Raw genomic sequence first — 23598 nt, forward strand, 5'->3', positions numbered from 1 at the left:
ACATGACGGTTGAGAGCAGCGAGACCACGGCGCAGGGCCTGATCCTCAGCGACGCGGCCGCCGCCAAGGTCAAGAGCCTGCTGGAGCAGCAGGGTGAAGAGGGCCTGCAGCTTCGCGTGGCCGTGCAGCCGGGTGGCTGTTCCGGTCTGCGATACCAGCTCTTCTTCGACGACCGTTCGATGGACGGGGACGTCGTGTCGGACTTCGGTGGCGTGAGTGTCGTGACGGACCGGATGAGCGCCCCTTATCTGATCGGCGCCACCGTGGACTTCGTCGACACCATCGAGAAGCAGGGCTTCACGATCGACAACCCCAACGCCACGGGCTCTTGCGCCTGCGGCGACTCCTTCAACTAGGACCGGGTCCGAAGGTCCCGCCCGCCTTTGTGCGGGCGGGGCCTTCGCGTATTCTCTTGTGGCTCACTTGGCTTGCCGACAACGAGGAAGAAGAATCCCGTGCGCATCGCCGTCACCGGCTCCATCGCGACAGACCATCTGATGACCTTTCCGGGAAGCTTCGGGGAACAGCTCATCGCCGAGCACCTCGACCGGGTGTCACTCTCGTTCCTGGTCGACGACCTGCAGATCCGGCGCGGGGGCTGCGCGGGCAACATCGCGTTCGGCATGGGCTGTCTCGGCCTCGCGCCGATCCTGGTCGGGGCCGTGGGCGCCGACTTCGCCGACTACCGCTCCTGGCTGGAGCGCCACGGCGTCGACTGCGTGTCGGTGCACGTCTCCGAGACGCAGCACACCGCGCGCTTCCTGTGCACCACCGACGAGAACCACAACCAGATCGCCTCGTTCTACACCGGTGCGATGGCCGAGGCCCGGCTGATCGAGCTGCAGCCGATCGCCGACCGCGTCGGCGGGCTCGACCTGGTCCTGATCAGCCCCAACGACCCGGACGCGATGCTCAGGCACACCGACGAGTGCCGCCAGCGCGGCATCCCGTTCGCCGCCGACCCCTCCCAGCAGCTCGCCAGGATGTCCGGCGACCAGATCAGGAAGCTCGTCGACGGCGCCGCCTACCTCTTCTCCAACGACTACGAGAAGGGGCTCATCGAGCAGAAGACCGGCTGGTCGCAGGAGGAGGTCCTGGACCGGGTCGGCGTGCGCGTGACGACGCTCGGGCCCAAGGGCGCGGTCATCGACCGCAAGGGCGAGCCGACGATCGCCGTCGCCCCCTCGCCCGAGCTGGGCAAGGCCGACCCGACGGGCGTCGGCGACGCCTTCCGAGCGGGCTTCCTGTCCGGCATCGGCTGGGGGCTGTCGCTGGAGCGGTCGGCCCAGATCGGCAACCTCACCGCGACCCACGTGCTGGAGCGGGTGGGCGGCCAGGAGTACGAGCTGGGCCAGCGGAGCTTCCTGGAGCGCTTCGGCGCCGCGTACGGCTCCTCCGCCGCCGCCGAGATCGAGCAGCACGTCCGCTGCCACTACGCCTGACGGTCCCCCCCGGGAGCACACGAGAGCGCCTGTGCCGCCACAGGCGCTCTCGTCTGCGTCAGGCGCCCGCGTAGACGCGCTGGACGAACTCGGCGAGCTGGGCCTCCGGCAGGTGCTTGGCCAGGTCGGCCTCGCTGATCATGCCGACGATCCGCTCGTTCTCGATCACCGGCAGCCGGCGGATCTGGTGCTCCTCCATCCGGTTCAGCGTCTCCTCGACCGTCGCGTCCGCGCTCACCCAGACCAGGCCGGTCGCGAGCTCGCCCGCCGTCACCTTGGACGGGTCCTTGCCCTGCGCGATGCACCTGACGACGATGTCGCGATCGGTGATGATCCCTTTCAGCCTGTCGTCGGCGCCGCAGATCGGCAGCGCTCCCACCTTCCGGTCGCGCATCATCTGGGCCGCGCGGTCCAGCGTCTCGTGCGCCTCGATGCACTCCGCGCCCGCGCTCATGAGGTCGCGGGCGGTGTCGTGCGGGTGTCCCTTGGTCATCGGAATCCCCCCGAAATTGATGAACACGTAGTTTCTACCCATTTGTCCGTGTGCCGCATCACGGCTGGTTGCGATCCGGTGACACTTTCCCGATACGTCACTCGTTGACGGGCTGCGGAATGCTGCTGTTCCCTCGCAAGGGGAAGGGATTCGACGGATGCGGCGCTGGTTCAAGATCCTGATCGCCACCCTGGTTCCGCTGACCGCGGGAGGGGTCACCTGGTGGGCGGCGGCCGGGCAGGGACTCGACGGGGACGAGATCGGGCTGGCCGTCGCCCTGGTCACGGGCGTGTTCGGTACGCCCTTGGGCATCTAGGCCGCCAGGGAACGCGCCCACGTCGCCGACCGGGTCCCCGCACCGCCTTCCGCCACACCCGTGCTCCCCGCCGCGGCCGGAGCCGGCTCGCCGCCCAGCGGGCCCGTCGTGTCCGGTCTGCTCACCGCTCCCGTCACCGGGCCGCATCCCCTGCTCGATCCTGCGGCCAGGGATGCCCGCGCGGTGGCCGGGGGCAGGCGGGAGGCCGGGCGGGTGCCGTTGGTGATCGGGGACGTGCCGAGGGAGCCCAAGGCGTTTCAGCAGCGGGGGGACCTGCGGGAGCAGATCGAGGAGAGTCTGCGCGAGGGGCGCAGGGCGGCGGTGTGCTCGCTGGCCGGGGCCAGGGGAGTGGGCAAGACGCACCTGGCCGCCTCGTACGCGCGGGCCAGCATCGACGAGGGCGTGCCGGTGGCCTGGATCGACGCCGAGACCTCCGAGCAGCTCCTGAGCGGGCTCGACCTCATGGCCCAGCAGCTCGGCCTGGGCGCGGAGGGCGACCAGGCGCCGGTCGCGAGCCAGGTGAAGCGGTGGCTGCAGGCGCGGCGGGAGCCGTACCTGATCGTGCTGGACAACGCGGTGAGCCTGGACGCGGTGGGGCCGCTGCTCCCGGCGTACGGGCCCGCCCGCGTGCTGATCACCACCAACAACCCGGCCTTCGAGCGCGTGGCCGACCTCGTCCCGGTGGACCGGTTCACTCGGCCGGAGGCCCTGGCGTACCTGCGTCAGCGGGTGGGGCCCGGGGACCGGGAGGGCGCGCGGCGGCTCGTCCAGGAGCTCGACTGCCTGCCGCTGGCGTTGTCCATCGCCGCGGGCAGGCTCAAGGGCCCGCCCCCGCTGTCCTACGACGCCTACCTGGCCCGGCTGCGCGACACGCCCCTCGACGAGTGGCTCGCCCGGCCCGAGGGGGAGCCCTACCCGCGCGGCGTGGCGGAGACGATCCTGCTGGCGGTCGCCGGGCTGACCGAGCAGGCCGCCACGCTGCTCGGCGAACTGTCGGTGCTGTCGCCCGCGGGCGTGAGCCGCGAGCTGCTCGGCGGCGAGGACGACCGGGCGCTCGCCGAACTGGCCGCCGAGTCGCTGGTCACCTTCAGCCGCGACGGCGCCACCGTGATCACCCACCGCCTGGTGCAGCGCGTGCTGCGCGACGCGGCGCGGCGGCGCGGCGACCTGGCCGGGTTACTGCGCGGAGCGACCGGCAGGCTGGAGGGCGTGGGCCGGATCACGGTGGAGGACGCCTGGAACAGGCACGCCACCATCGTGGAGACGGCCGCCCACGGCGAGGCCCTGTGGGAGCACGTCCGCCCGCACCTGGACGCCGACCGCGCCAACGAGGAGATGTACACGCTGGCCGACGACCTCCTGGTGGTCCGGCACCAGACGGGCTACCTGCTGAACGAGCTCACCGACGGGATCAGGGCCATCTCCATCTACGAGGCCGTCGTCGCGGGCCGGGAGCTGGTGCTCGGCGCGGATCACCTGGACACCCTGGTCTCGCGGCACAACCTGGCCTACGCCTACGGGACGACGGGGCGGCTCGACGAGGCGATCGACCTGTTCGAGCGGGTGGCGGCGAGCCGGGTGAGCGCCCTGGGCGAGCACGACCAGAGCACGCTGATCACCCAGAACCAGCTCGCGGCCACCTACAGCGGCGCGGGCCGGGTCGAGGAGGCGGTCGCCCTGCTGGAGCGGGTGGTGGCGGCGCAGACCGAACTGCTCGGCGCGGATCACTTGGACACCCTGGTCTCGCGGCACAACCTGGCGCTCGTCTACGAGGCGGCGGGGCGGGTCGACGAGGCGATCGAGCTGTTCGAGCGGGTGGTCGAGGACCAGGAACGGGTGGAGGGCGCGGAGACCCGGAGCACGCTGATCACCAGGAACCAGCTCGCCGCCACCTACAACGGCGCCGGCCGGGTCGAGGAGGCGATCGCCCTGCTGGAGCGGGTGGTGGCGGCGCAGACCGAGCTGTTCGGCGCAGATCATCCGGACACTCTCATCTCGCGGCACAACCTGGCCGGCGTCTACCGGTCGGCCGGGCGGGTGGCGGAGGCCGTCGAGCTGCTGGAGGCCGTGCTGGCGGGCATGGAGCGGGCGATGGGCTCGGAGCATCCGGAGACCCGCAACACCAGGAGCGCCCTGGAGTGGACGCGGAGCCAGCTACCGGGCGATCAGTAGTTGCGGCGCACGTGGATGGCCCAGCCGCCCTGCGGCAGCTCGAAGGTGCCCACGTGCGGGTGGGACTTCAGCCGGCACCAGGCGGGCACGTCCGTGTACGCGGCGGGATCGTCGGCCAGCACGGCGACGATCGCGTTCAGCGGCACGAAGTTGATCTGCTCGGCCAGCATGATGATCGGGATCGGGCACTTCTTGCCGAGCGCGTCGATCGTCAGCGCGGGCTGGGTGATGCTGGTCATGCGACTCCTGCGTCTTGGCGGATCCGGCGTACCAGGCCGGGCAGGACCGTCAGGAACCTGTCGACCTCGGCCGCCGAGGTGCCCCTGGGCAGCGATACCCGGACATTTCCATGTGTAAGCACACCCATCGCCTCAAGGACATGCGACGGACGAAGCGTACTGGCGGTGCACGAACTCCCGGACGATACCGCGAAACCCGCCTTGTCTAGTTCTGTCAGGATAACCTCACCTTCGACGTAAAGGCAGGAGAACGTGATGATGTGCGGCGCCCGTTCGACGGGGTCGCCGATCACTTCGACGTCCGGCACGATCGCGGGCACCGTACGCCTGATCCGGTCCACGAGGGCGGACAGCCGCGCCCCCTCCTCGGCCGCCTCCTCGCTCGCGGCCCGCAGCGCGGCCGCCGCCGCCACGATCGCCGGCACGTTCTCGAACCCCGGCACCCGCCGCCGCTCCCGCTCATCCTCCGGGTACGGCGAGCCGAACCTGGTCCCCTTGCGCACCGCCAGCACGCCGACCCCCGCCGGGCCGCCCCACTTGTGCGCGCTCGCGGTCAGCACGGACCAGCCGGGCGGGATCGGCAACCGGCCCGCGCTCTGGGCGGCGTCGACGAGCAGGGGCACGCCGTGCGCGCGGCACGCCTCGGCCGCCTCGGCGACCGGCTGCAGGGTGCCGACCTCGTGGTTGGCGGTCTGCAGGCAGGCCAGGGCCGTACCCTCCGCCGCGACGGCCGCCGTGAAGGCGTCCAGGTCGACGCGCCCGCTCAGCCCGACGCCCACCGTCCGCACGCTGCCGCCGTCGCGCTCGTGCACGGCCGCCGCGTGCAGCACGCTGGAGTGCTCGACGGCGCTCGTGACGAGACGACGCCCCGCCCTGCGCCTGCCGTGTAGGGTGCCGAGGACGCCGAGATGCACGGCCTGCGTGCCGGAAGAGGTGAACGACACCTCGTCCGGCCGGGCGCCGAGCACCTCGGCCACCTCCGTGCGCGCCTGTTCGAGGAGCAGGTGGGCGCGGCGAGCAGGTCCGTACAACCTCGCGGGATCTGCCCAGCCGACCTCCAGCGCCGACAGCAGGGCCTCGCGGGCCCTCGGGTGGAGCGGCTCGGTGGAGGCCGCGTCGAAGTAGGTCGCAGCGTGTGTCACAAGGACTATCGTGGCCCATCGCCCGTACCCGGCGCGTCAGCCAGGGGGCGCGCGGGGGACCGAGGGCCTTCCACGCTAATGTGTCTGCAATCAGCTGTGCATATGGAAATACGAGCGCCCAGGAGAGACTCCTGGGCTTCATCTGTGGGGTAGGCGATCCGTGAGTCCGACCCGCCGTTCGACGCGGCGTCCGTTGGCCCGGCGTAGAGTGCCGCGCGCCGCCGCTTTGGCGTTGCTGCTGGCCTCCGCGACGGCGTGTGCTAATGATGTCCCTCCTGTCGACTGGTCCAAGGGGCTGCTTCCCGACCATGTGACGGAGCAGGCGGGGCTGGTCCAGAACCTGTGGAACGGCGCCTGGATCGCCGCTCTGGCGGTGGGCGCGGTCGTCATCGGGATGATCATCTGGGCGTGCATCTTCCACCGCAAGCGCAAGCAGAGCGCGGAACTCCCGCCGCAGGTTCGCTACAACCTGCCGATCGAGATCTTCTACACGGTCGTCCCGCTCGTCATGGTGTCGGTGTTCTTCTTCTTCACCGCGCGCGACGAAGCCGTGATCATGAGCACGTCCGAGACTCCCGACGTGACGGTCAACGTCGAGGCCTTCCAGTGGAGCTGGCGCTTCACCACCGAGGTCGGCGGCAAGAAGTTCGAGCCCGTCGTGGGCATGCCGGTGAGCGACTTCAACCAGGGCCCCGAGCTGGTGCTGCCGGTGGGCAAGAAGGTGCTGTTCAAGCTGCACTCGCCCGACGTGATCCACTCCTTCTGGGTGCCGGCCTTCCTGTTCAAGCGTGACGTGATCCCCGGTATCTCGGCTGAGAAGAACAAGTTCGAGATCACCACCCTGGACAAGCCGGGTGTCTACGCGGGCCGCTGTGCCGAGCTGTGCGGCACCGACCACAGCCGCATGCTCTTCAAGGTCAAGCTCGTATCGCAGCGTGATTACGACTCGTACATCGCGACCCAGGCTGGGAGTGCCCAGTGACCGCCATCAACGAACCAGTGCGCGCGGCCTTCACGGCCCCGCCGACCCGCAAGGGTCTGATGATCGCCAAGTGGATGTCCTCGACCGATCACAAGATCATCGGGCACCTCTATCTGATCACGTCGTTCGTGTTCTTCCTGATCGGCGGCGTGATGGCGCTGATCATGCGTGCCGAGCTGGCCCAGCCGGGCCTGCAGATCACCAGCAACGAGCAGTTCAACCAGCTGTTCACCATGCACGGCACGATCATGCTGCTGATGTTCGCGACGCCGCTGTTCGCCGGCTTCGCCAACGCGATCATGCCGCTGCAGATCGGCGCCCCCGACGTCGCCTTCCCGCGCCTGAACATGGTGAGCTACTGGCTCTACCTGTTCGGCAGCATCATCGCGGTGTCCGGCTTCCTCACCCCGAACGGCGCGGCCAGCTTCGGCTGGTTCGCCTACACGCCGCTGTCCAACGCGATCAGCTCGCCGGGCATCGGCGGTGACCTGTGGATCATGGGTCTGGCCCTGTCGGGTCTGGGCACGATCCTCGGCTCGGTCAACTTCATCACCACGATCATCTGCATGCGCGCCCCCGGCATGACGATGTTCCGCATGCCGATGTTCACCTGGAACATCCTGCTGACCAGCATGCTCGTGCTGATGGCCTTCCCGGTGCTGGCCGCCGCGCTGCTCGCGCTGGAGGCGGACCGCAAGCTCGGCACGCACATCTTCGCCCCCGAGACCGGTGGCGCGATGCTGTGGCAGCACCTGTTCTGGTTCTTCGGCCACCCCGAGGTGTACATCATCGCGCTGCCGTTCTTCGGCATCGTGACCGAGATCCTCCCGGTGTTCAGCCGCAAGCCGATCTTCGGCTACATCAGCCTCGTCGCCGCGACCATCTCGATCGCGGGTCTGTCGATCACCGTCTGGGCGCACCACATGTTCGCCACCGGACAGGTGCTCCTGCCGTTCTTCTCGTTCATGACGTTCCTCATCGCGGTGCCGACGGGCGTGAAGTTCTTCAACTGGATCGGCACGATGTGGCGAGGCCATCTGAGCTTCGAGTCGCCGATGCTGTTCTCCATCGGCTTCCTCATCACCTTCCTGCTCGGCGGTCTGACCGGCGTCATCCTGGCTTCGCCGCCGCTGGACTTCCACATCAGCGACACCTACTTCGTCGTCGCCCACTTCCACTACGTGGTCTTCGGCACCGTGGTGTTCGCGATGTTCGCCGGCTTCTACTTCTGGTGGCCGAAGCTCACCGGCAAGATGCTCAACGACCGGCTCGGCAAGGTGCACTTCTGGCTGACCTTCATCGGCTTCCACACCACCTTCCTGGTGCAGCACTGGCTGGGTGTCGCCGGGTTCCCGCGCCGCTACGCCGACTACAGCCCGATCGACGGCTTCACCGACCTGAACATGATCTCCTCGGTCGGCGCCTTCGTCCTCGGCATGTCCACGCTGCCGTTCTTCTACAACGTCTGGAAGACGGCCAGGACCGCGCCGAAGGTCACCGTCGACGACCCGTGGGGCTACGGCGGTTCCCTCGAGTGGGCCACCTCCTGCCCGCCGCCGCGGCACAACTTCACCTCGCTGCCGCGCATCCGGTCCGAGCGCCCCGCGTTCGACCTGCACTACCCGCACGTGTCGGCCAAGGGTCCCAAGGCGGAGGTTGAGGCTCGATGAAGGTCCAGGGTTGGCTGTTCCTGCTCTGCGGGCTGTTCTTCGCCGGAGTCGACGTCGTCTACTGGTTCTGGTCCAAGGAGCCGGTGGGCACCACGGCCATGGCCATCTCGGTCGGCTTCGCCTTCATGATCGGCTACTACCTGATGTTCACGGCTCGTCGCATCGGCGACCAGCCGGAGGACGACAAGCAGGCCGAGATCAGCGAGGGCGCCGGTGAGATCGGCTTCTTCAGCCCGCACAGCTGGTGGCCGCTGTTCGTCTGCCTGTCCGCGGCGTTCGCCTTCCTGGGCTTCGTCATCGGCTTCTGGATGTTCCTGATCGGCGTCTTCCTGGTCATCATGTCGATGATCGGATTTGTCTTCCAGTACTACCGGGGCAACTTCTCGCACTGACCTGCACCACGACAAAGCGGGCGTCCTCACGGGGGCGGCCCGCTTTTTCGCGCTTTTTACCGATGGCCGGATGTGGTCGGTCGATCACCCAGGGTAGGAAGGATGTGAAGATCGAGGCGGGATGGGGGAGTTCACGTGGGGCTCATGAACCGTGGAGCGGCCGGCGTGCTGGCCCTGCCGGTGGGGATGGCGATGCTGGCCGGCTGCGCGGCCAGCGACGCGGCGGGGCAGGCGTCACCGGCCGCGGCGGCGGACGCGGTGATCTCCGTGCTCCCGGCGAACAAGGCCGGGAACATCCCGACGGACACGACCGTCCTGGTGGCCGCGCAGGGCGGCACCCTGAAGGAGGTCACCGTACGCGGCACCGAGGGCGCCATGCACGGTGAGCTCAGCGCCGACGCCACCCGGTGGCGCAGCAAGCGCACGGCCCGTCCCGGCAGCTCGTACACGGTCACCGCGGTGGCGGTCAACCCGCAGGGCAGGCAGACCCGGACGACCAGCACGTTCACCACGGTCAAGGCGGTCAAGGCGTTCGGGATCGAGCAGATCCTGCCGCACAAGGACGACACCGGCCTGACCGTCGGCATCGGCATGCCAATCATGATCACCTTCGACCGCGAGATCACCGACCGCGTCTCGGTCGAGCGCAACCTCATCGTCAGGACCTCCAAGCCGGTCGAGGGCGCCTGGCACTGGTTCGACTCACGGCACGTGGACTTCAGGCCGAAGAAGTACTGGCCGGCGCACACCGACGTCCGCCTGGAGGCCCGCCTGGCCGGCGTGCGAGGCGGCCAGGGCCTGTACGGCAAGCGCGACTACGCGCTCAACTTCAAGATCGGGCGCTCCCAGATCACCAGCGGCAGCACCGCCAACCACCACCTCAAGGTCAGGCGCGACGGCAAGCTCATCAGGACCATGCCGATGAGCGCCGGCCAGGGCGGCGCCTGGAAGTACTACACCACCTCCGGCGTGCACCTGGCGATGTCCAGGGAGCCGGTCACCATCATGACCTCACCGGGCATCGGCCCCGGCCAGTCCGGCTACTACAGCATGACCGTGTACAACACCGTGCGCATCTCCAACTCCGGCGAGTACGTGCACAGCGCCCCCTGGTCGGTGGGCTCCCAGGGGTACTCCAACGTCAGCCACGGCTGCGTGAACATCAGCCCGAGCAACGCCTCCTGGTTCATCCGCAACACGCTCATCGGAGACCCGATCATCATCACCGGATCGCCCCGCAAGCTGGAGCCGATGAACGGCTGGGGTCACTGGCAGGAGGACTGGAAGCAGTGGCTGCAGTGGAGCTCCGTCAAGTCGGGCCGTACCGACTACCTGTAGCTCAGTGCTGGTCCGTGGGCAGGCGGGCGTGCAGTTCGGCGCCCCCGGTGAGCGAGCCGCCGAACAGGGCGGCGCGGTGGCGCATGCCGGGGGTGACCGGGGCGCCTGCATGGCCGTCGTCGCGGACCAGGACGTCCAGGAAGCCTGGACGCCAGCGGAGGGTGACGGTGGCCGAGCGGGCGTGCGCCATGGAGTTCTCCAGGGCCTCCTGGACGATGCGGTAGGCCGACAGCTCCAGGCCCTGGCCGACGTTCGCGGGGGTGCCGTCGCTCACCAGGTCGACGCTCAGGCCCGAGCACCGTACCCGCTCCAGCAGGTCGCCCAGGTCGGACAGGCGGGGCTGCGGGGTCCGCGCGGGCGGCGGTCCGGTGAAGCCGCTCAGCAGGCTCAGCATGCGCTGCAGCTCGGCCAGCACCTGCCGGCCGGTCTCCTCGGCGCCCCGCAGCGTCTCCCTGGCCCGCGCCGCGTCCTTGTCCATGATCATGCGCCCGGCGCCCACGCCCAGCGTCATCACGCTCACCCCGTGCGCCACGACGTCGTGCAACTCCCTGGCGATCCGCGCGCGCTCCACGATCTCCCGGCGGTCGCTCAGCTCCTCACGCCGCCGCGCCGTCGTGCGCGCGCGCTCACGCAGAAGCAGAAGGACCAGGGACGCCAGGGCGAGTACGGCGATCGCCATGATCCAGAACAGCGGGTCGAGACGCGGCATGGGCGGAGCGTAGGTCCGGGAGCGGTGTCCGGGCATCCACTTACGGGTGGATCTTTCCTCCTCCGAGCGGACCATCCGGGCCGGGCTACCCGCGGCTGAGGGAGCGGCTCACTTCGATCCAGCGGTCCAGGGTGGCGGCGGCGCGGCCGGAGTCGACCGCCTGGACGGCCCGCGCGTAGCCGTCGATCATCGCCGAGTCCAGGTCGTCGCCGGCCCCGTCGGCCGCCACCAGCGCCGCGGCGGCGTTGAGCAGCACCGCGTCGCGCACCGGCCCGGTCTTGCCGCGCAGCAGGTCGTGCACGGCCTGGCTGTTGAACGCCACGTCGCCGCCGCGCAGCGCGTCGACCCCGGCGCGGGGAATGCCCAGCACGGCGGGGTCGAACACGGTCTGGGTCGCGGTGCCGTCCCGGACCACCCAGACGGTCGAAGTGGTGGCGATGGTCAGCTCGTCGAGGCCGTCGTCGCCGCGGAACACCAGCGCCGACACCCCGCGCTCGGCGAAGACGCCGGCCAGGACGGGCAGCATCCACGGGTCGAACACGCCGATGGCCTGCGCGGTCGGCCTGGCCGGGTTGGTCAGCGGGCCGAGGAAGTTGAAGACGGTCGGCACGCCGATCTCCTTGCGCGGCGGACCGGCGAAGCGGAAGGCGGGGTGGTAGACCGGCGCGAAGCAGAAGGCGATGCCCGCCTCCTGGGCCACCCGCGCGGTGATCTCCGGCGGCAGGTCGAGCTGGACGCCCAGGTGCTCGAGCACGTCGGCGGCGCCGCACGAGGACGTGGCGGCCCGGTTGCCGTGCTTGACCACGCGCACGCCTGCGGCGGCGGTGACGATGGCCGCCATGGTGGAGACGTTGACGGTGTGGGCGCGGTCGCCGCCGGTGCCCACGATGTCGACGGTGGGACCGTCGATGTGCAGCGGCGTGGCCATCTCCAGCATGGTGCGGGCCATCCCGCTGACCTCCGCGACGGTCTCGCCCTTGGCGCGCAGCGCGATGACGAAGCCCGCGATCTGAGCCGGGGTGGCCGTACCCGACATGATCTCCCGCATCGCCCACGCCGTCTCGTCGGCGGTCAGGTGCTCACCGGCGAGCAGGGCCGACAGCAGTGCGGGCCACGTGGTGCGGGCGTCCATGGGAACCTACTTCGCGTTGAGTCGGGTGGCGGAGCGGCGGCGCATGAGGTCGGCGACGGTGTCGGCGAGCACCATGGGCTCCAGGGGCTGCGAGACGACGGCGTCGGCGCGCGACCACTCGGCCAGCCAGCGGTCGTCGCGCCTGGCGATGATCAGGCAGATCGGCGGGCAGTCGTAGACCTCGTCCTTGGCCTGCTTGGCCACGCCCATCCCGCCCGCCGGCTGCGCCTCGCCGTCGAGCACGGCGACGTCGATGTCACCGGCGTCGAGCAACTGCTGCACCTTGGGCTGGGTGGCGCACTCCACGATCTCGACCAGCGGGAGGTCGGCGGCGGGCCGCCGGCCGATGGCCAGCTTGACCTTCTCCCGGGTGCTCGCGTCGTCGCTGTAGACGAGGACCCTCATCGTGTCGTCGGTGCTCACGGTCACAGCTCACTATCGGTGGTAGAAGTATGGTCACTGGGATCGTACCGGTGCCTCCGTGTGGAAGCCCAGGCCGCCGTGCCCGGCGGGTGTTATGCCCCAATTGTCCCAGGTTGTTGGCGGGTTTGCCCCCACTAACGGGGGGGCGTGCGCCGACCCGACCACCAGAGCCGCAATAATGCTGCCCGTGGCGACAGCATCCGCAATTACAACGACGACGACAGCACATCCGTTCCGCAGACCCAACCTGGTCAGTGTGGGGACGATTGTCTGGCTGTCCTCTGAGCTCATGTTCTTCGCGGCGCTGTTCGCGATGTACTTCACCATTCGGTCGGTGAGCCTCGGCTCGGGCCAGTCCTGGCCCGAGGCGCACCTGAACGTCGAGTTCTCCACGGTCAACACGATCATCCTGGTCCTGTCGAGTGTGACGTGTCAGCTTGGCGTGTGGGCCGCGGAAAAGGGTCAGGTCGGCAAGCTCCGCTTCTGGTACCTCGTCAGCTTCCTCATGGGCGCGGTGTTCGTCGGCGGTCAGATCTACGAGTACATGGAGCTCGCGAGCGAGGGACACGTGCTGTCCCACACCGCCTACGACTCGGTGTTCTACCTGACCACGGGCTTCCACGGCCTCCACGTGACCGGTGGACTGATCGCGTTCCTGTTCATGCTGGGACGTACGTACGCCGCGAAGCGCTTCACCCATGAGCAGGCGACCAGCGCGATCGTCGTGTCCTACTACTGGCACTTCGTCGACGTGGTCTGGATCGGCCTTTTCGCGACCATCTACATCATCCATTAAGGAAACGGGATCTCTGTGACTAGGATCACCGCTCGGCGGCATCCCCTCGCGAGATATGCCGTCCTGCTTCTCGCGCTGCTGCTGGTCGGGGGTGCATACACCCTCATCAGCGCGCAGTCCGGCCGACCCGCCGACGCGGCCATCGCGTCCGGCAAGGTCGACGACGTGGCAGAAGGCAAGAGCCTGTTCCAGGCGCACTGCTCCAGCTGCCACGGGCTCAACGCCGAGGGCACCTCGAACGGCCCCACGCTCGTCGGCGTCGGCGCCGCGGCCGTGGACTTCCAGGTGAGCAGTGGACGTATGCCCATGGCCAACCCCGGTGCGCAGGCCCCGCGCAAGCCCACGGCCCCGTGGGTCAACGCGGACACCACCCGGAAGCTCGCCGCCTACGTGCAGTCCCTCGGCGGCGGCCCGACGATCCCGGGCAAGGAGCAGGTCGACCCGGCACTCGGGGACGTCGCCAGGGGTGGCGAACTCTTCCGCGCCAACTGCATCCAGTGCCACAACTGGACCGGCGCCGGCGGCGCGCTCACGCGGGGCAAGTACGCCCCCAACCTGAACGAGGCCTCGCCCACGCAGATCTACGAGGCGATGGCGACCGGCCCACAGGCGATGCCGATCTTCAACGACTCGACGATCACGCCGGAAGAGAAGCGCGACATGATCGCCTACATCACCGACGTGCGTGAGCAGACAGACCCCGGAGGTTTCGGCCTTGGGCGCATTGGCCCGGTCACCGAGGGCCTTGTAGCTTGGATAGTGGGCATCACCGCCCTGGTACTCGCCGCCATCTGGATTACCGCGAAGAAGCGACAGGCGTCATGACAGACAACGGACATCAGATCGAGCAGCCCGACGAGCGCGTACCCAAGCGCGTCATCGGCACTCCGGGCGCGGGCGCCCCGATGCTCGAAACCCCGCCGCCGCAGGAGGAAGGGGACGTACCCGGCGTCTACCTGCCGGACGAGGAGAAGGCCAAGAAGGCCGAGAGGATCGTGGCGATCTGCTTCACGATCACCTTCCTCTCGGCGATCGCCTTCATCATCAACTACGTGGTGTTCCAGGTCGGTGACGTCGAGAGCACGGCCGTCTCCAACCTCGCGCTGGGCGCCCCGCTGACGCTGGCCCTGCTGGGGCTGGCCGTCGGCATCGTGGTCTGGGTCCGGCACATCATGCCGAAGTACACCCTCGTCCAGGAGCGCCACAGGATGGCCTCCGACCCCGAGACCCGCGGGTTCGTCGCCGAGACGTTCCTGCAGGGCGCCAAGGAGAGCGGCGTCGCCAAGCGCCCGCTGCTGCGCCGTACCCTGCTGCTCGCGTCCGCGCCGCTCGGCCTGCTGCCGATCGTGCTGCTGCGCGACCTCGACAACAGCGAGATGCCCGCCTCCCAGTTCCAGCAGGAACTCCGGCACACGGTGTGGGGTCACAAGAACAAGGAAGGCAAGCCGCTCAAGCTGATCGTCGAGGGCACGGGTCAGCCGATCCGCGCCGCCGACTTCAACTCGCCCGGCGGCATCCTGTCGGTCGTCCCCGAGGGCTACGAGCACGACCTCAACGCTCTGGCCAAGGCCGTGCTCATCCTGATCAAGTTCAGGCCCGAAGAGATCAAGTCGGGCACGAACGTGAACTGGACGCACGACGGGATCGTGGCCTACTCCAAGATCTGCACGCACGTCGGCTGCCCCGCGGCCCTGTACGAGCAGACCACGCACCACATCCTCTGCCCCTGCCACCAGTCGACCTTCGACGCGGCCGACGGTGCCAAGGTCATCTTCGGCCCGGCCGCCAGGCCGCTGCCGCAGCTGCCGATCGGCATCGACGAGCAGGGCTACCTCATCGCCAAGGGCGACTTCGCCGTGCCCGTCGGACCCAGCTTCTGGGAGCGTGGCGACGCCGAGGCCAAGGTCCGCTCCGAGGGGGGCCACGCATGAGCACTCCTGTCACGGTCCCGAAGGCCGTCGCCGGCCCGTCGAGCTTCATCGACGACCGGATCGGCGCCGGAACCTTCCTCAAGCGCAACATGCGCAAGATCTTCCCGGACCACTGGTCGTTCCTGCTCGGTGAGATCGCGCTCTACTCGTTCATCATCCTGCTGCTGACCGGTACGTTCCTGACGTTCTGGTTCAAGCCGGGTATGGGGCACGTCATCTACGACGGGCCGTACGAGCCGCTCAAGGGCGTCGTGATGTCCGAGGCCTACGCCTCGTCGCTGGAGATCAGCTTCGAGGTGCGCGGTGGTCTGCTCATGCGGCAGATGCACCACTGGGCCGCCCTGCTGTTCGTCGCCGGCATGATGGTGCACATGCTCCGCGTGTTCTTCACGGGTGCGTACCGCAAGCCGCGCGAGCTCAACTGGGTCATCGGCGTCCTGCTGCTCACGCTGGCGCTGCTCGAAGGCCTCACCGGCTACTCGCTGCCCGACGACCTGCTCTCCGGCGCCGGTCTGCGGATCACCCAGGGTGTGGCGATCTCGCTACCCCTGGTGGGAACGTACATCTCGTTCTTCCTGTTCGGCGGGGAGTATCCGGGTGAGGACGTCCTCGCCCGCTTCTACTCGCTGCACATCCTGCTGATCCCGGGCATCCTGCTCGCGCTGATCTCCGCGCACATGATCCTCATGTGGGTGCAGAAGCACACCCAGATGCCGGGCAAGGGCCGCACCAACCACAATGTGGTCGGCGCGCCGTTCTTCCCGTCGTTCATGCTCAAGGCCGGCGCCTACTTCATGTTCACCTTCACGGTGGTGGCGGGGCTGGCGACCTTCGTGCAGATCAACCCCATCTGGGCGTTCGGGCCGTACACACCGGCGGACATCTCCGCGGGATCGCAGCCCGACTTCTACATGGGCTTCCTGGAGGGCTCCCTGCGGTTGATGCCCGCCTGGGAGGTGAACCTCTTCGGCACCTCCGAAGCGGGCACGCTGCCACTGAGCGTGATCATCCCGGCCCTGGTGCCGATGGGCATCATCATGACGGGCCTGGCGCTGTATCCGTTCCTGGAACAGTGGGTCACCGGCGACCGCCGCGAGCACCACGTCGCGGACCGCCCGCGCAACAACCCGCACCGCACCTCGATCGGCATGGCGGCCATCACGTTCTACGGCGTGCTCTGGCTGCTCGGCGCCAACGACGAGATCGCGGCCAACTTCCACGTCAGCCTGAACATGACGACCTACGTCGGACGGGTGCTGGTGTTGGTCGGCCCGGCGCTGGCGTACATCATCACCTACCGCATGTGCCTCGGCCTGCAGCGTTCCGACGCCTCGGTCATCGGGCACGGCGTGGAGTCCGGCGTGATCAAGCGCCTGCCGCACGGTGAGTTCATCGAGGTCCACACGCCTCCGGCGGAGGACATCGAGGCCCACATGCGCGGTAAGGAGCCGGTCCACTCGATTCCGGCCGCGGAGGACACCGACGGCATCCCACCCAAGGGCATGCGCGGCCCGATCGGCAAGCTGCGCGCCCGGATGTCGAAGGCGTACGGCGGGGAGAAGATCGTCCTCGACGACGGCCACGGCCACGAGGAGGAGCACGCGGCGGTCGGTCACGGCGACGACGAGCACTCGCTGACGCGCTGACACGCTGACCGAAACGGAAAGGGCCCGGATCACTCCGGGCCCTTTTCCGTGTTCCACCGCCAGAGGCGGTCGGTCCTCTAGTCGGACTCGGTGAGGCCGAGGGAGAAGGCCGCGTCCAGGTCGTGGCGGGAGTAGGCGCGGAAGGCGATGTGGGTCTCGGTGTGCAGGACACCGGGGACCTTGTTCAGCCGCCCCGGGATGATCTCGGCGACCTGCTCGTAGGCGGAGACCCGGACCATGGCCAGCAGGTCGTACGCGCCGGTGATGGAGTAGACCTCGCTGACTCCGTCGATCGCGGCGATCTTCTGGGCCACCTCTGGGATCTTGTCCACCTCGGCGTTGATGTGCACGATGGCCGTGACCACGCGGTCCTCCTCGTTGAAGTGCGTCCTGCGCTCCGACTCTAGTCCCTCACCTCAGCGGACGCCCCTCCGCCGCCCTGCGTCGCTCCAGGCCGCGGTAGGCGTGCTCGATGCGCGCCTTGTGCCGGGCCGCCCCGCCGGAGGGCAGGGCCCAGTCGCCGTCCACCTCGACCAGTCGCACGCCCGGCGACTCCAGCCAGCGCAGGATGCACTCGGTCTCCTCGGCGCTGGCGGCGTGGATGGGGCCGGGGCCGGGGCGGACGGTCTCGGCGGTGGCGACCAGCGCCTCGACGAAGGGGGTGGGGTGGGCGCCGCGCGGCATCACGCCCGCGGCGGTGAGCCTGCCGTACCTGATGACGTGGATCTCCCAGCGGCCGTCGAAGGCGGGGCTGGCGGCCACCATCTGGGGGATCGTGGTGAGCGAGCTGAGGTGCTGCATGCGGGCGGCGGCGCGGACGTAGGCGGCCAGGCGGTCGCGGTCGACGGAGGCCTCCTCGTAGCGCTGCTCGACCGACAGCCGCTCCATCCGGGCCTCCAGCGCGGTGAAGACCGGGCCGACGTCGCTCAGCATGGCCCGCCTGGCGTTCTCCACGTGCACGGCGTAGTCGGCGGGGCTCTCCCGGCCCTCACAGGGGGCGCCACAGCGGCCCATCTCGGCCAGCACGCACGCCGCGCGCCTGGTGCGCTCGGTCAGCCGCTGGGTGCACTGACGCAGCGGCAGGGCCTCGTGCAGGGCGATGCGGGCGTCGTCGGCGGCGCGGCCGCTGGTGAACGGGCCGAGGTAGGCGGCGCCGTCGTCCTTGAGGTCGCGCACGATGGACAGGCGGGGGAAGGGCTCGTCGGTCAGCTTGAGCCAGACGACCTTCTCGGGGAAGCGGGATCTGCGGTTGTAACGCGGCTTGGCCTGGCCGATCAGGCGCAGCTCCCTGACCTCGGCCTCCAGCCCGGTGGTGCAGACGATGTGCCGGACCCGCTCGGCGATGCCGATCATCTCGCGGATGCGCGGCCTGGTCTCGCCGGCGGTGAAGTAGGAGCGCACCCGGTTGCGCAGGTTGGTGCTCTTGCCGATGTAGAGCACCTCGCCGCGCTCGTCCTCGAACAGGTAGACGCCGGGGGAGTGCGGCACCGACTCGGCGAGGTGGCGCTTGCGCTGCTGCTCGGGGGTGGGCGCGCGGACGAAGGACTTGAGCTCCTCCAGCGTGTGCACCTGGAAGGAGCCGGCCCGCTCGATGAGGCCGTGCAGCACGTCCACGGTGGCCCTGGCGTCCTGCAGGGCGCGGTGGCACGGCTCGACGCCGCTGCGGAAGAGCTTGGCCAGCGTGCCGAGCTTGCAGTTGGGGGTCTCGTCGCGGGTCAGCACCCGGCGGGCCAGGTCCACGGTGTCGACGACCGGGTTGACGGGCGGAGGGTAGCCGTGCGCGGCGCAGGCCGCCTTGACGAAGCCGGTGTCGAACCCGGCGTTGTGCGCGACCAGCGTGGTGCCCTTGATGAACTCCAGGAAGGCCGGCAGCACCGCCTCGATCCGCGGCGCGGCGATCACCATGGCGTCGGTGATGCCGGTCAGCACCGAGATGAACGGCGGGATCGGCCCGCCGGGGTCGACCAGGGTGGCGAACTCGCCGATGATCTCCCCCGCCCTGACCTTGACCGCGCCGATCTCGGTGATGGCGTGCTCGGCGGCCGAACCCCCGGTCGTCTCGAGGTCGAACACGACGAACGTGACCTCGCTCAGGGGGGTGCCGAGCTCGTCGAGAGTGCCTTGAACCGCGTCCACGACCATGACCATAGAAGGGCCGACCGACAGTTATCCGCTGGGGGGCGGCGACCGCAGGTCTCGGAAGGTAGATCGAATATCTCTTCGCAAGGGGATTTCGTTACTCTCCCCTGTATGTCCGGCGGACGACTGGCCGCCCGCTACACCCTGATCCACCCGCTCGGCAGCGGTGGCATGGGCAAGGTGTGGCTGGCCCGAGACGAGATGCTTGACCGCGAGGTGGCGGTCAAGGAGCTCACCCTGCCCGAGGGCCTCGGCGAGGCCGAGCGCGCCGACGCCGTCACCAGGGCGGTACGCGAGGCGCAGGCCACCGCGCAACTGCGGCACCCGGGGATCGTCGCGCTGCACGACGTGGTCGTGGAGTACGGCAGGCCGTGGCTCATCATGGAGCTCCTGCGCGGCCGTACCCTGGCCGAGGCGCTGAGGGAGAGTGGCCCGATGCCGCCCGCGCAGGCGGCCAGGATCGGCGCCGACGTGCTGGAGGCGCTCACCGCCGCCCACTCGCGCGGCCTGCAGCACCGCGACGTCAAGCCCGCCAACGTCTTTCTCACCAGCTCGGGCCGGGTGGTGCTCACCGACTTCGGCATCGCCAGGCAGGAGGGCGCGGCGCCGCTGACCGAGGCGGGGCTGATGATCGGCTCGCCCGGTTTCATCGCGCCCGAGCGGCTGGAGGGCGACCACGGCGGCCCGGCCAGCGACCTGTGGTCCCTCGGGGCCACCGTCTACGCGGCCGTCGAGGGGGTCACGGCCTACGAGGGCACCCCGATGGACAGGCTCAGGGCGACGCTCACCCAGGCGCCGCGCCCACCGCGGCTGGCCGGGCCGCTCGGCCAGGTGGTGAGCGCGATGATGGCCCGCGATCCCGGGGCCAGGCCCGACCCGTGGACCACGATCAACGCGCTGCGGCAGGTGGCGGCCGGTCAGGCGCCGCAGTTCTCGGTGACGCAGGACCTGACCGCGCCGGGCCGGGCGCGGCCGCCTCGCCGGGCGGGCAAGGCGTGGTGGGTGGTGGCCGCGGTGGTGGCGGTCTCGGTGGCGGTGAGTGCCGCGGTGGTGATCCTGGCCGGGAACGGGCGGAGCGCGCCCCAGGCGTACACGCTGCCGGTGGATCTGTGCTCGCTGCTCACCCCCGAGGAGGCGGGCGCGCTGCTGGGCATGGCCGAGCCGCCCGCCGGCCAGGCGAGCAACGACGAGGAGGAGGGGCCGAGCTGCGCGTGGACGCGGGCCGGCACCGGCATCGCGCTCCAGGCGCAGAAGGACTCCGACACCCCCGACCCGTGGTCGATGACCGCGCAGTCGGCGCACACGCTCTTCGCCAACCTGGAGCGGTACTGGAACGACAGCGACGAGGTCCGCTGGACGTGGGAGGAGATCGGCGCCAAGGGGCCCTTCACCGCGAAGATCACCCCGACCCGGCGGCTGGCCGGGCGCGGGGAGGAGGCCTTCGCCTTCGAGATGACCGGGCCCGGCGGCCGGGCGCACTCCTCGCTGGTCTACTACCGGATCGCCAACCTGGTGGTGAAGGTGGAGTACACCACGATCGGCGCCGGTCCGACCGACGAGCGGATCAGGCGGAGCGCGCTGACCATGGCCGAGCTGACCGAGCGGGCGCTGCGGGCCAAGGCGTAGGAGGGCGGGGAGTGGACCATCTGCTCGCGGGCCGCTACCGGCTCGCGGAACGGCTCGGCGAGGGCGGCGCGGGCACCGTCTGGCGCGCCCGCGACGAGCTGCTCACCAGGGACGTGGCGGTCAAGCAGGTACGCGTGCCGCCCGAGCTGGGCGGGCCCGAGCGGGCCAGGTTCGTGGACCGGGCGATCCACGAGGCCAGGGCGGCGGGCCGGCTGCGCGACGCGGGCATCGTGGTCGTCCACGACGTCCTCCTGGAGCGCGGCCTGCCGTGGATCATCATGGACCTGGTCACCGGCCGCTCCCTGGACCAGGTGGTCAGGCAGGGCGGGCCGCTGCCACCGGCCACGGTCGCGCGCATCGGCGTCCAGGTGCTGTCGGCCCTGGAGGTCGCGCACGCGCACGGCATCCTGCACCAGGACGTCAAACCGGCCAATGTGCTGCTCGACGCCGACGGCAGGGCGCTGCTGGCCGACTTCGGCATCGCCGCGACGATGGACGCGGCCGGCGACGTGCTGGCCTCGGCGGGCTCGCCCGGCTACATGGCGCCCGAGCGGCTCAACGGGCGGCCCGCGGGCACGGCCAGCGACCTGTGGTCGCTGGCGGCGACGCTCTACACCGCGGTCGAGGGCGTCGCGCCGTTCCAGCGGGCGCTGCCGGCCGCCGTGGCCGCCGCCGTGCTGCTGCACGAGCCGCCGCCGCCCGTCAGGGCGGGCCGCGAGCTGGGCGGGCTGCTGTCGGCGATGCTGGCCAAGGATCCGGCGAGCCGCCCGGGGGCCGCGGCCGTGCGCCAGGGGTTGCTCGCGGCGCAGCAGGCCCCGCCCGCCACCTCGCGGAGCGGGCGCGGGCGCGGCTGGAAGGTCCCGGCGGCGATCGCGGCCGTCGTGCTGCTGGCGGGCGGCGCGCTGGCGTACGGCCTGGCCGTACGGGCCGAGGCGGGGGGCGGCCGGTTCGCGACGGCGCCCGACCCGTGCGAGCTGATCACCGCCGAGCGGGCCGCCACCCTGCTGGGCGGTACGGCCAGGCGCGCCAGGCCCCGGCCGGGCGAGTGCCAGTGGTCGTACCTGGTCAGGGGGATCGTCCAGCGCTCCATCACCGTCCGGGTGAAGGCGCACCGGCCGCAGGGCGGGCACGACGGGCCGGGCGTGGCCGCGCTGCTGTTCGGCGACGACCGCTCGCACCGGGGCAAGGAGGAGAACACCGCCTTCCGCACGACCACCTCCACGCTGCGCGACGTCCCCGGCGTCGGCGAGGAGGCGTTCGCCCAGGACCGGTTCGAGCGGTACATGAACACGGACGAGGGGGAGGGGCAGCTCTGGTGCGCGGTCGTGGCCAGGACGAGCAACCTGACCGGGGAGATCGTCTACCACCACCGCGACGTCCAGGGCGCCTCGGCGGCCGACCGGGCGGTGGCCGTCGACACGGCCGAGCAGGTATTCGCCGCTTTGTCCGGATAAATCACTTTCGGGGATCTTTTATTACTCTGGGGGGCCATGAATCGCGGTAGCGACGACTTCGAGTCGCCGACGAACCCGTACCGGCTGCCGAACTGGCAGGTCGAGCCGCCGACCAGGCCAGCCGTACCGCCGCCGCCGCCCCCGCCGCCCCCGCCCCCGCCGCCGCCGCCCGCGCCGCGGCGCGCCTCCTGGGTGCTGCCTGCGGTGGTCGGCACGGCGGCCGTCGTGCTGGTCGCCGGCGGCACCGGCGGCTACCTGCTCTACACCGGCGCCCCGGCCCCGGCCAAGCGCGCCTCCCCGCCTCCCACCGCCGCGCCGCCGGACCCCTGCGCGATGGTGCCGGACACCGAGGCCGAGCGCCTGGCCCCCGGCGCGACGGTCACCAGGAGCTCCCGGGACGCCGAGGACAACGTCGTGTGGTCGTGCAGGTGGGTCAACGACCGCATCTCCTACGGCGAGTTCTGGCGCTCGCGCGAGATCGACGTCAAGGTGCTCCAGCACAAGGGCGAGCGCAACAAGACCGGCCGGTCCATCGCCCAGCGCTCGCAGGAGAGCGACCTGCGCTTCTTCACCTACAAGGCGACCGCCAAGCAGACGCCGGAACCTGGCGAGAAGACCTACTACTCCAAGGTCACCGAGCTTCCCGGCGTGGGTGACGGCGGCTTCGCCCAGTACACCTGGAGCCGCTCGGGCACCGTCCACTGGTACGCCTTCGGCGAGGGCCGCGCCCGCGTGGGCGACATGACGATCGAGGTGAAGTACCAGGCCGGCCAGCAGCGCAAGGACGCCGCCGTGCTGACCAACAAGACCGCGCGGGCCGTCACCGAGGAGAACGCCGTCCGCGAGGTGACGGTCCTGCTCGGACACATGGCCAAGGGGGTGGCCGGGTGGCAGGCCGAGCACCCGGGCGTGCTCGCCGCCGTCGGCTCCGAGGCCACCTCCAGCCCGACGCCCGAGCCCACCACGTCGCCGACCGTCAAGTCCGCGCTGCCCGCCTGGTGCCGGAGCGTGACGCCGGCCGCCGCCAGGCTGGTGCCGTCGCCCGCCACCAGGGCCAGGGAGACCGGGACGAGCGCGGTCAGGGAGGACGAGTGCCGCTGGCTCAACCTGGACATCCCCGCCGACGGCGGCGTCACCCGCCTGCGCAGCGTCCTCGTCACCGCCCACACCTTCACCAACCGCGCGGGCGGCCAGGACGTGAGCGCGGCCAGGGGCCGCTTCAGCAGCGAGCGGGGCAGCGCCAAGTCGATGGCGTCCACCTCGCTCGGCGGCTACTCCTGGGGCCGGATCAGCGACCTGAAGGGCCTGGGCGACGAGGCCTACACCCAGTACCTGAAGGACGTGAAGAACGTCGTCCACTCCGGCGGGCAGACCCTCGTCGTGCGCTCGGGCAGCCGGATGTTCGTCATCGGCTTCTCCGGCGCCGAGCGGCTCGACGGCGAGCCCACCAACTCGCCGAAGGTGACGCTGATGCCGGAGAAGGAGTCCGCCGCCGGGGCCTTGGAGGTCGCCAGGGCCGTGCTCGACGCCGTCGGCCGGACGGGTAGCTGAGTCGC

The 23598-nt window shown here is 70.2% G+C and carries 23 protein-coding genes; 15 read left to right on the forward strand and 8 right to left on the reverse strand.

Annotated elements, in window-relative coordinates; translation table 11 throughout:
* The first annotated feature begins 2 nt into the window (after positions 1-2).
* Together ABZ911_RS04325 and ABZ911_RS04330 are read left to right on the forward strand one after the other, a co-directional pair.
* Entirely contained in the window at positions 3-356 is a 354-nt protein-coding gene (locus tag ABZ911_RS04325) for an iron-sulfur cluster assembly accessory protein (protein WP_358051741.1), read from the forward strand.
* A 99-nt stretch (positions 357-455) separates the two neighbouring features.
* Positions 456-1442, forward strand: a complete 987-nt coding sequence (locus ABZ911_RS04330; protein ID WP_358051742.1) for a carbohydrate kinase family protein — start codon at positions 456-458, stop codon at positions 1440-1442.
* A gap of 58 nt (positions 1443-1500) precedes the next feature.
* Here the strand turns inward: ABZ911_RS04330 and ABZ911_RS04335 are convergent, their stop codons facing one another.
* Positions 1501-1935: a CBS domain-containing protein gene (locus ABZ911_RS04335; protein ID WP_358051744.1), complete on the reverse strand. Its 435-nt coding sequence runs from the start codon at positions 1933-1935 to the stop codon at positions 1501-1503.
* A 157-nt stretch (positions 1936-2092) separates the two neighbouring features.
* On the opposite strand from ABZ911_RS04335, the gene ABZ911_RS04340 reads away from it, so the two are divergent.
* Complete coding sequence (locus ABZ911_RS04340) at positions 2093-2251, forward strand: hypothetical protein (RefSeq protein ID WP_358051745.1); 159 nt, start codon at positions 2093-2095, stop codon at positions 2249-2251.
* Positions 2252-2311: 60 nt separating this feature from the next.
* Entirely contained in the window at positions 2312-4423 is a 2112-nt protein-coding gene (locus tag ABZ911_RS04345; RefSeq protein WP_358051747.1) for a tetratricopeptide repeat protein, read from the forward strand.
* Here ABZ911_RS04345 and ABZ911_RS04350 read toward each other — a convergent pair.
* Together ABZ911_RS04350 and ABZ911_RS04355 are read right to left on the reverse strand one after the other, a co-directional pair.
* On the reverse strand, positions 4417-4662 hold the full coding sequence (locus tag ABZ911_RS04350; RefSeq protein WP_358051749.1) for a sulfurtransferase TusA family protein: 246 nt from the start codon (positions 4660-4662) through the stop codon (positions 4417-4419). The two genes, ABZ911_RS04345 and ABZ911_RS04350, sit on opposite strands and share 7 nt — an antisense overlap.
* Positions 4659-5804, reverse strand: coding sequence for a cysteine desulfurase family protein (locus tag ABZ911_RS04355; RefSeq protein ID WP_358051751.1), 1146 nt, complete (start codon positions 5802-5804; stop codon positions 4659-4661). Before ABZ911_RS04355 ends, ABZ911_RS04350 begins: the two co-directional genes overlap by 4 nt.
* 193 nt (positions 5805-5997) lie before the next feature.
* On the opposite strand from ABZ911_RS04355, the gene coxB reads away from it, so the two are divergent.
* The 4 genes from coxB to ABZ911_RS04375 all read left to right on the forward strand — a co-directional run bounded on the left by coxB (position 5998) and on the right by ABZ911_RS04375 (position 10186).
* Positions 5998-6786, forward strand: a complete 789-nt coding sequence (gene coxB, locus ABZ911_RS04360) for a cytochrome c oxidase subunit II (RefSeq protein ID WP_358051753.1) — start codon at positions 5998-6000, stop codon at positions 6784-6786.
* A gap of 59 nt (positions 6787-6845) precedes the next feature.
* The gene (ctaD, locus tag ABZ911_RS04365; RefSeq protein ID WP_358052416.1) at positions 6846-8456 is read left to right on the forward strand and encodes a cytochrome c oxidase subunit I; all 1611 of its coding nucleotides are present in this window, start codon (positions 6846-6848) and stop codon (positions 8454-8456) included.
* Entirely contained in the window at positions 8453-8848 is a 396-nt protein-coding gene (locus ABZ911_RS04370; RefSeq protein WP_358051755.1) for a cytochrome c oxidase subunit 4, read from the forward strand. The genes ctaD and ABZ911_RS04370 overlap by 4 nt, the downstream gene beginning before the upstream one ends.
* A gap of 144 nt (positions 8849-8992) precedes the next feature.
* Complete coding sequence (locus tag ABZ911_RS04375) at positions 8993-10186, forward strand: Ig-like domain-containing protein (RefSeq protein ID WP_358051757.1); 1194 nt, start codon at positions 8993-8995, stop codon at positions 10184-10186.
* Position 10187: 1 nt separating this feature from the next.
* Here the strand turns inward: ABZ911_RS04375 and ABZ911_RS04380 are convergent, their stop codons facing one another.
* The 3 genes from ABZ911_RS04380 to ABZ911_RS04390 all read right to left on the reverse strand — a co-directional run bounded on the left by ABZ911_RS04380 (position 10188) and on the right by ABZ911_RS04390 (position 12432).
* Positions 10188-10895: a histidine kinase gene (locus ABZ911_RS04380; protein WP_358051759.1), complete on the reverse strand. Its 708-nt coding sequence runs from the start codon at positions 10893-10895 to the stop codon at positions 10188-10190.
* Positions 10896-10980: 85 nt separating this feature from the next.
* The gene (gene trpD, locus ABZ911_RS04385) at positions 10981-12027 is read right to left on the reverse strand and encodes an anthranilate phosphoribosyltransferase (protein ID WP_358051761.1); all 1047 of its coding nucleotides are present in this window, start codon (positions 12025-12027) and stop codon (positions 10981-10983) included.
* Positions 12028-12033: 6 nt separating this feature from the next.
* Entirely contained in the window at positions 12034-12432 is a 399-nt protein-coding gene (locus ABZ911_RS04390) for a hypothetical protein (protein ID WP_358052417.1), read from the reverse strand.
* Positions 12433-12628: 196 nt separating this feature from the next.
* On the opposite strand from ABZ911_RS04390, the gene ABZ911_RS04395 reads away from it, so the two are divergent.
* From ABZ911_RS04395 to ABZ911_RS04410, 4 genes are read left to right on the forward strand one after another with little or no spacing between them, the layout of a single operon-like run.
* Positions 12629-13246, forward strand: a complete 618-nt coding sequence (locus tag ABZ911_RS04395) for a heme-copper oxidase subunit III (protein ID WP_358051763.1) — start codon at positions 12629-12631, stop codon at positions 13244-13246.
* A 15-nt stretch (positions 13247-13261) separates the two neighbouring features.
* Positions 13262-14071, forward strand: coding sequence for a c-type cytochrome (locus ABZ911_RS04400; protein ID WP_358051765.1), 810 nt, complete (start codon positions 13262-13264; stop codon positions 14069-14071).
* Positions 14068-15177: a Rieske 2Fe-2S domain-containing protein gene (locus ABZ911_RS04405; RefSeq protein WP_358051767.1), complete on the forward strand. Its 1110-nt coding sequence runs from the start codon at positions 14068-14070 to the stop codon at positions 15175-15177. Before ABZ911_RS04400 ends, ABZ911_RS04405 begins: the two co-directional genes overlap by 4 nt.
* The gene (locus ABZ911_RS04410) at positions 15174-16823 is read left to right on the forward strand and encodes a ubiquinol-cytochrome c reductase cytochrome b subunit (protein ID WP_358051769.1); all 1650 of its coding nucleotides are present in this window, start codon (positions 15174-15176) and stop codon (positions 16821-16823) included. Before ABZ911_RS04405 ends, ABZ911_RS04410 begins: the two co-directional genes overlap by 4 nt.
* Positions 16824-16900: 77 nt before the next feature.
* Here the strand turns inward: ABZ911_RS04410 and ABZ911_RS04415 are convergent, their stop codons facing one another.
* The gene (locus ABZ911_RS04415; RefSeq protein WP_358051771.1) at positions 16901-17188 is read right to left on the reverse strand and encodes an Lrp/AsnC ligand binding domain-containing protein; all 288 of its coding nucleotides are present in this window, start codon (positions 17186-17188) and stop codon (positions 16901-16903) included.
* 46 nt (positions 17189-17234) lie between these two features.
* Positions 17235-18959: a DEDD exonuclease domain-containing protein gene (locus ABZ911_RS04420; RefSeq protein WP_358051773.1), complete on the reverse strand. Its 1725-nt coding sequence runs from the start codon at positions 18957-18959 to the stop codon at positions 17235-17237.
* Between the two features lie 114 nt (positions 18960-19073).
* Between ABZ911_RS04420 and ABZ911_RS04425 the strand changes: the two genes are divergently transcribed.
* Genes ABZ911_RS04425 through ABZ911_RS04435 form a run of 3 tightly spaced genes read left to right on the forward strand, consistent with a single transcriptional unit; the run spans position 19074 to position 23593 of the window.
* Positions 19074-20588 (forward strand): serine/threonine-protein kinase, encoded by a 1515-nt coding sequence (locus ABZ911_RS04425; RefSeq protein ID WP_358051775.1) that lies wholly within the window; start codon positions 19074-19076, stop codon positions 20586-20588.
* 11 nt (positions 20589-20599) lie between these two features.
* On the forward strand, positions 20600-22042 hold the full coding sequence (locus ABZ911_RS04430) for a serine/threonine-protein kinase (RefSeq protein WP_358051777.1): 1443 nt from the start codon (positions 20600-20602) through the stop codon (positions 22040-22042).
* A gap of 36 nt (positions 22043-22078) precedes the next feature.
* Positions 22079-23593, forward strand: a complete 1515-nt coding sequence (locus tag ABZ911_RS04435; RefSeq protein ID WP_358051779.1) for a hypothetical protein — start codon at positions 22079-22081, stop codon at positions 23591-23593.
* The last annotated feature ends 5 nt before the right edge of the window (positions 23594-23598 follow it).

The organism is Nonomuraea sp. NPDC046570 (assembly GCF_040645915.1).
In the GTDB taxonomy this organism is placed as follows: Bacteria; Actinomycetota; Actinomycetes; order Streptosporangiales; family Streptosporangiaceae; genus Nonomuraea.